The organism is Frankia sp. CcMO1 (assembly GCF_977945845.1).
In genome coordinates, this window is sequence record NZ_CDWTMG010000004.1 from 54860 (window position 1) to 61890 (window position 7031).

Annotated in this window: 4 protein-coding genes; 1 reads left to right on the forward strand and 3 read right to left on the reverse strand. The window is 72.2% G+C overall.

The window, feature by feature from the left end; translation table 11 throughout:
• Nucleotides 1-2: 2 nt before the first annotated feature.
• From AC08OU_RS01540 to AC08OU_RS01550, 3 genes are all read right to left on the reverse strand, one after another.
• Nucleotides 3-1862 carry an FkbM family methyltransferase gene (locus AC08OU_RS01540; protein WP_476601270.1) on the reverse strand — a complete coding sequence of 620 codons (1860 nt, stop codon included), beginning with the start codon at nucleotides 1860-1862 and terminating at the stop codon, nucleotides 3-5.
• Nucleotides 1859-3223 (reverse strand): glycosyltransferase family 4 protein, encoded by a 1365-nt coding sequence (locus AC08OU_RS01545; protein ID WP_476604102.1) that lies wholly within the window; start codon nucleotides 3221-3223, stop codon nucleotides 1859-1861. The genes AC08OU_RS01540 and AC08OU_RS01545 overlap by 4 nt, the downstream gene beginning before the upstream one ends.
• Before the next feature lie 132 nt (nucleotides 3224-3355).
• Nucleotides 3356-4483: an MraY family glycosyltransferase gene (locus AC08OU_RS01550; protein ID WP_476601272.1), complete on the reverse strand. Its 1128-nt coding sequence runs from the start codon at nucleotides 4481-4483 to the stop codon at nucleotides 3356-3358.
• A 283-nt stretch (nucleotides 4484-4766) separates the two neighbouring features.
• Here AC08OU_RS01550 and AC08OU_RS01555 point away from each other — a divergent pair, with 283 nt between their 5' ends.
• On the forward strand, nucleotides 4767-6995 hold the full coding sequence (locus AC08OU_RS01555; RefSeq protein ID WP_476601273.1) for a bi-domain-containing oxidoreductase: 2229 nt from the start codon (nucleotides 4767-4769) through the stop codon (nucleotides 6993-6995).
• Nucleotides 6996-7031: the final 36 nt, after the last annotated feature.

Below are 7031 nucleotides of genomic sequence, written 5' to 3' on the forward strand. Positions count from 1 at the left end.
CCTCACGCCGAGACACCCCGCGGTGCGGGGTCGTCGACGAAACCGGGCTCGGATGACGGGCGGCTGCCGGGTACCGGCACCGGGCGACCGTCGGGCTCGGCGGGCCTGCGGATGGCCCGGGTCGTCGATCGGGTCCGGCGGGCGTAGAGGTAGCCCGACGCCGCGTCGCCCAGATGGGCAGTCGGCACCAGGTCGTTACCGAGCAGAGTGACCTCGAAGCCGTGCCGGACCAGCAGGTCGTCGAGCGTACGGGGATCGCCGAACCCGGTGTGCACCTCCATCACGATCCGACCAACCGCGTCCAGCCATCCGGGCTCGTCGAACAGGGCGAACTCGGAGCCTTCGATGTCCAGCTTGACGAGGTCGACCTGGTCGACCCCGCCGGCCTCGAACACCTCTGCCATGGTGAGGACGTCGACGTCTCCGTCCCAGTGCGTCGCGTTCCGGCGGGCCCGCGGATCGGCGAACACGCCGGCGGTCGGACCGACCATGGCGTGGAGCAGTTGGATGTGGTTCGACACACCGTTGCCGGCGGCATGGTTGACGAAGGCGGGGGCGAACCCGCGCTGCGCCTCGACGGCAATCACATCGGCGCCCGCTCGCGCCGCGAGCACCGAGAACAGGCCCTGGTTCGCGCCGAGGTCGACGACGACCTCGCCGGCCGCCGGCGCGTACCCGGGGAGGGCGTGGTAGACGCCGCGGCAGTACATCTCGCGCGCGCCGCCGAACGCGGTGCCGGGCAACATGACCGTCACCCCGGGCAGCGGTCGGTAGGTGTGGCCGCCGGCGGCCATTGCCCGGTCAGCGGCATTCAGGTTGCCCGCCCGGCGGATGGTCGGAGCATGCCGGGCCACGGCGGCACCAAAGCGCAGCGCCGTCGGGGGACCAGCCACCCTGGCGATCCGTTGGAGGTCCTGGAACAGTTGGGTGGCCTGGTCGATCCGGAACATCCGGGTCTCCGTTCGGTCGGGAGAGCGGCTGGGGGTCACCCGATCGGGTGATGAGGCGGCCTGCGCCGCGATGCCGGCCGCGAATGGCCGCGGACGATGGTCCAGGTCGCGGCGGGCCGCGTCGATCGAGAACGCCTTGTCCTCGGTGAGCCGGGCGATCTGTTCGGCCTTCAACCTTGGCGAGGACACCCGCCGTTCGTAGGCGCGGGTCACGGCGATGACGGGGCGGACCGGCACGGGCACGCAGATCACCCGTCGGCCGACGGTGGCGCCGGCCGTGGTCACGACCTGCCGGAACGTCAATGCCTCCGGCCCGGCGACGTCATAGGCGCGTCCGATCGCCGCCGCGGTCGTCGCTGCGCGCAGCACGGTGCGGGCCAGGTCCTCGACGTGCACCGGCTGCTGCAGATGATGCCCCCCGCCGGGGACCGGCAGCACCGGAACGCGCCGGAGCAGCGCCAGCAGCCGGGCCATGTTCCGGTCGTCGGGACCCCCGTAGATCATCGTCGGCCGGATGATCGTCCAGTCCAGCCCGCTCGCCGCGATGGTCCCCTCGGCCGCTACCCGGATCCGCTTCGAGGGTGGATCGAGCGTAGTGAAGATCCCGGTGGTGGAAAGGAAGACGGCCCGGTGAATGCCGGCCGCACGGGCGGCGGTCACGATCGTTTCCGCATGGCCGAACCCGAGTGAGGCGATGTTGACCAGCGCCTCGCAGTTCGCCTCGCGGAATGCCGGGAGCAGCGTCGCCGGATCGTCGAGGTCACCGCGCACAGTCCCCGCGCCGCGTCGGCGCAGCTTTGTCGCCGCCGCGTCGCTGCGCGCCAGCCCGACGACCCGGTGTCCGTCCGCGAGCGCCCGGTCGACCACCCGGCTTCCGAGGAAACCGGTGCCACCGGTGACGAGGAACCTCATGCGACCACGTCCGGTGCAGGTGCAGGTACCTGCACCGGTACCGGTGGGGAAAGGGTCGTCGGTGGGGGCGGCGCCGGGAACGGTGCGTTGCCGAACAGTAGCGTCTGGTACCGGCGGGCCAGGTCGTCGCGATCGTAGTGGGCCTCGACGTGGGCCCGCCCGCTGCGGGCCATCCGCGCCCGGCGGTCCGGGTCCGCCGCCAGGGCCAGGATCGCCTCCGCCAGCGCGGCCGGGTCCTCGGGGGGCACGACCATCTGCCCGGCGGCAAGGAGGATCCGGGCTGCCTCGCCGCGGACCGCCCCGATCACCGGGCGGCCCGCGGCGAGGAACTCGAACATCTTCGACGGGATGAACGTGTCGAACATCGGCACGTCCCGCAGCGGGACGACGCAGATGTCGGCGGCCGCGACGACGGCGGGCACCTCCTCGCGGGCAACCCCGTCGCGCAGCACCGTGTTGGCCAGTCCCAGGCGCTCGACGTGCCCGACGAGCCTGCGTTTCTCGGCCCCCTCACCGACGAAGGCGAACCGGATCGGCCGGCCGGTCACCCGGGCGGCCGCGCCGGCGATCGAGGTCAGCCCGTGCGAGATGCCGTGGGCGCCGAGGTAGAGCACGAGGGTGTCGCCGTCGGTGGCGCTCAGCCGGGCCCGGATGTCGGCCGAGGCCACGGTCGTCGGGTGGAACCGGCGGAGGTCCACGCCGTTGGGAATCACGTGCACCTTGTGCGGCGCGATGCCTCGCCGCACGATGTCTTCCCGGAACCCCTCCGTCACCGTGACAACGGCGTCGGCGGCCCGGTAGGCGGCGAGTTCGAGGCGTTCGAGAATGCCGAGGACCCGCCGGTCGGTGAGGACGCCGAGGTGCTCGAAGATGGCCGGCCACAGGTCGCGGACCTCCACGACCAGCCGGGCGCCTCGCAGCCTGGCGAGCAGCCAGGCCGAGCCGAGGGGAAAGAAGGTCGGCGAGGACACCACCACCACGTCGGCCGGGCCGGCGGGCCGGCCGCCGAGCAGGACGCTGGTGACCATGAACGACAGATGGCCGAGGGTCTTGCGGGTGATCCCCTCGTTGGGAGTGGCATAGAGCCAGGTGCGCACGACGCGGTACCCGTCGACCCGCTCGGTCCGCAGCCAGGCGCCGCGATAGGCGGCAGGGATCTTGCCCGCCGGGTGGTTCGGCATGCCGGTGAGTACGGTGACGTCGAGCCCGTTCGTCGCCCACGCGCGTGCCGTCTCCGACAACCGGGACTGGGGAGCTCCGGTCTCCGGGGGGAAGTAGTGCGTCACCAGCAGGACGCGCGACCGGGCAGGAGAGGGGACCACCGACCTCGACCTCCAGTCGCCCTTGACATCCTTCACCATGAGTAATGCATTGTATGCTGTGAGTGACTAAACGTGGGCGATGTCGTACCGCGTGTGTCGCGCTTCGTATCGACCTCGTTGTCATCCGTCGTCGTCGGCCGCCTGGCGGTCGCGGGGGGGGGTACGAGCCGATCAGTGGCTTCGACCGGCATCCCCCAGTGGCCGGGTCCCGTCGGTCCGGTCTGTCCTGTCCGGGTTCGCCAGCCGGCGTTGCGACGGGATCGCCGCGCCGGAGGACGGGGCCGCCGCGACGCAGTCCCGTCTCGCCGCGACGCGCTGTGGAGCGTTCAGGTACCCGAGGAGCACCAGCCCGGCTGCCGTGTCGGCGAGCAGGCGAACGGGCAGTGGTCCGTCCGCGGCGAATCCCAAGGCGGCGAGGACCGCCGTCAGGACGCCAACCAGCCCGGTCACCCGGGTGTGTGACCACCCGGCGGTGGTGAGTCGTTGGTAGGCATGGGTGCGGTGGGGCAGGTACCACTGTTCCTTCGCCCGCACCCGGCGTAGCAGGGTCCAGGCGGTGTCGGCCAGATACAGCGCCGTCGGCGCCACGGCGGTCTCCACCGGTATTCCCGCCAGGACCGCTTGCACCGCCAGGACCGCGATCGCGGCTCCCAGCGAATAGCTGCCCACGTCCCCGAGGAAGATGCGGGCCCGCGGAAAGTTGAACGGGCCGAAACCGAGCGCCGCGGCCGCCGTGAGAGCACCGCCGATCGTGATCGCGTCCACGTGGTGGACGGCTCCGAGCACCGTGAACGCCGCCCCGGCCAGGACCGCCGTCGTCACCGAGATGCCGTTGATGCCGTCCATGAAGTTGAAGACGTTGACAAATGCGGTGATCCAGATCGGCGCGATGATCGTGACGAGCAGGACGGTTGTGCCGCTCGGAACCGGGTCGTCGAGCACCGCCCCGAGCACCGTCGTCACCGCGACGACGACGGCCGCGGTGACGTGCAGGGCCAGCCGGCGCAGCGGGGTGATGCCGCTGAGGTCCTCGACGAGTCCGATCAGGCCGAACGGGGCGATGCCGATGGTCAACGACAGCAGGTCGCGGGCGTCGCCGTACCCAGGGATGCACACCGCCAGGCCGATGCCCGCGAACAGCCCGAGGACGACTGCGATACCGCCGCCACGCGGGGTCGGGACCTGGTGCGAGGACCGCGCAGTGACCTCGTCGATCGCCGCCATCCGGCGCATGCCGACGATGACGATCGGGGTCGCCGCAAGGGTGACGATGCACGCGGCGGCCGACGCTTCGAGCATGCCGTTCCTCCGGGTCTGACACTTCGGATGGGCGAGGCCGATGTTCATCGCTGAATGTAATGCATCAACTACACTGCGCAGCATGATGCGAGCGTGGGCGCCCCCGACGCCCTCACTTCCCCCGGTCGTACCGAAGACTCGGGCCGACACGCCGGTACGAGCCGACACGCCGGTACGGGTCCGCGAGTGGGTGCGAGTCCGCCTGCCGGCGCCGACCGTCGGCCGGTGCGGCGGCGCCCCAGTGACGCGGTGAAGCAGGTGGTGTGGTGAAGCAGGTGGTGTGGTGAAGCAGGTGGTGCAGGCGGCGTCCGGCGGGGCGGTGCGCGTCGTCGACGTTCCCGTGCCGGTCATCGGTCCGACCGAGGTGCTGGTGGCGACCGTTGCGACGATCGTGTCCGCCGGCACGGAACGTGCCGTTACCACGCTCGCCCGCTCTGGGCTGCTGACCAAGGCGCGGGCCCGTCCGGACCTTGTCCGCAAGGTCGCGGAGAAGGCGAGGACCGACGGTCTCATCCCGGCCGCGCGTTCGGTCCGGGATCGGCTCGGCGCCGACGTCCCCCTCGGCTACAGCGGATGTGGTCGCGTCGTCGAGGTGGGCTCCGCGGTCGACCGCATCCGCCCCGGTGACCTCGTCGCCACGGGTGGGGCCGGGCGCGCCAACCACGCCGAGTTCCAGGCCGTTCCCGGGCTGCTCTGCGCCCGGGTTCCGGACGGGGCCGACCCGGGGGCGGCGGCGTTCGCCACGATCGGCTCCATCGCCCTGCACGGGCTGCGCCTGGCGGAGGTGGGTCCCGGGGCGAAGGTGGTGGTCGTCGGGCTGGGGCTGGTCGGTCAGCTCGCCGCCCGGCTCGCGCTCGCCAGCGGATGTGACGTCGCCGGCATCGATCTTGCCGATCTTCCGTTGGTCACCGCCGGGGCGAGCGGTGTCCGTGCGCTGCGGGAGTCCGGCGAGGCCACCACCGCCGCGGTCCGCGCCTGGAGCCGGGGCCGTGGTGCCGACGCGGTCCTCATCTGCGCCGCTGGTCGCTCGGCGGAACCGGTCATGCGGGCCACCGCGCTGGCCCGGGACCGGGCGCAGCTGGTCGTGGTGGGTGACGTCGGACTGGGCCTGCTGCGCGCGCCGTTCTACGACAAGGAGCTGACGCTGCGCTTCGCCCGCTCCTACGGGCCGGGGCGGTACGAGCGTGGCTACGAGGACTGGGGGGTTGACTACCCGGCCGGGCAGGTCCGCTGGACCGAGGGACGCAACCAGGAGGCCGTGCTCGACCTGCTCGCGGCCGACCGGCTGCAAGTTGATGATCTCGTCACCCACGCTTTTCCGATCGACGCGGCGCCGCGGGCCTACGAGATCGTCGCCACCCGTAGCGAGCCGTACCTGGGGATCCGTTTCGACTACCCGGCGTCGGCTGCCCCCGAACAGGCCGCCCCCGAACAGGCCGGGTCCGCGGTGGCCGGGACCGCACCGGCGCACAGCGCGGGCCTGGCCCGGGACCGGTCGGTCAGCCCGCGGCCGCGGGTGCCCCGCCAGCGATCCGCCCCAGCGGGACGTCGGGGCAGTCGGGTCGGCTGGATCGGGGCCGGGACGTTCTCCGGATCGGTTCTGCTGCCCGCGTTCCGGGCGGCCGGGTTCGACCAGTTGGTCACGGTGGCCTCCGCCGGTGGCCGGTCGGCCAGGGCCTTCGCGGACCGGCACGGGTTCGCCGGGGCGGTGGCCGGCGCCGACGCCGTGCTGGACGACGACGACGTCGACGTGGTCGTCATCGCGACGCCGCATGAGACACATGCCAACCTCGCCGCCCGGGCCCTGGAAGGCGGTCGGCACGTATGGTGCGAGAAGCCGCTCGCGCTGAGCCTCGACGAGCTCAACCGGGTGGAGAAGGCGGCGGCGACCGGCGGCGGGGTGCTTGTCGTCGGCTACAACCGGCGTTTTTCTCCGGCGGTCACCGCAGCCCGCGCGGCGCTGGCCGACCGGGACGGTCCTCTCACGTTGAGCTATCGGATCGCCGCCGGGCCGGTGCCGGCCGACCACTGGTACAACGACCGGGTCCAGGGTGGCCGGCTGCTCGGCGAGGTCTGCCACTTCGTCGACACCTGCGCCGCGCTCGCCGGCAGCGACGTGGACATGGTGACGGCGCTTGCCGGGCGGGAGGCCGAGCTGTTGCTTGCTCCCGATGTGGCGGTCACGCTCCGGCATGCCGACGGTTCCCTGTCGGCCATCTCCTACAGTTCCGCCCGTCCCCGCGGAGTGCGTAAGGAGCATCTCGAGGCGCTGGCGGGCAGCCGGCACGTCCGCATCGACGATTACCGCGAACTGGTGATCGATGGACGTTCCGCCTGGAAGGGGCCGCAGGACAAGGGGCATCGTGCCGCCGCGGCGGCCTTCCTGCGGATGTGCCGCGGCAGCGACACCGGTGTCACCGCGGAGCTGCTCGCCTCGAGCCGGGCGACCCTCGCGGCCGCTGACGCGCTCGGTGCCGAGGTACCGCGAAGCCCGGCCCGGATGGGTTCCTGAACAGCCGGGAACCGGCCGAAGATTTTTTTGACGAAA

Bases quoted from the DNA above. Each gene is read 5' to 3' on its own strand.
- AC08OU_RS01540 (WP_476601270.1), bottom strand. From the start codon at position 1,862: ATGAGGTTCCTCGTCACCGGTGGCACCGGTTTCCTCGGAAGCCGGGTG.
- AC08OU_RS01545 (WP_476604102.1), bottom strand. From the start codon at position 3,223: ATGGTGAAGGATGTCAAGGGCGACTGGAGGTCGAGGTCGGTGGTCCCC.
- AC08OU_RS01550 (WP_476601272.1), bottom strand. From the start codon at position 4,483: ATGCTCGAAGCGTCGGCCGCCGCGTGCATCGTCACCCTTGCGGCGACC.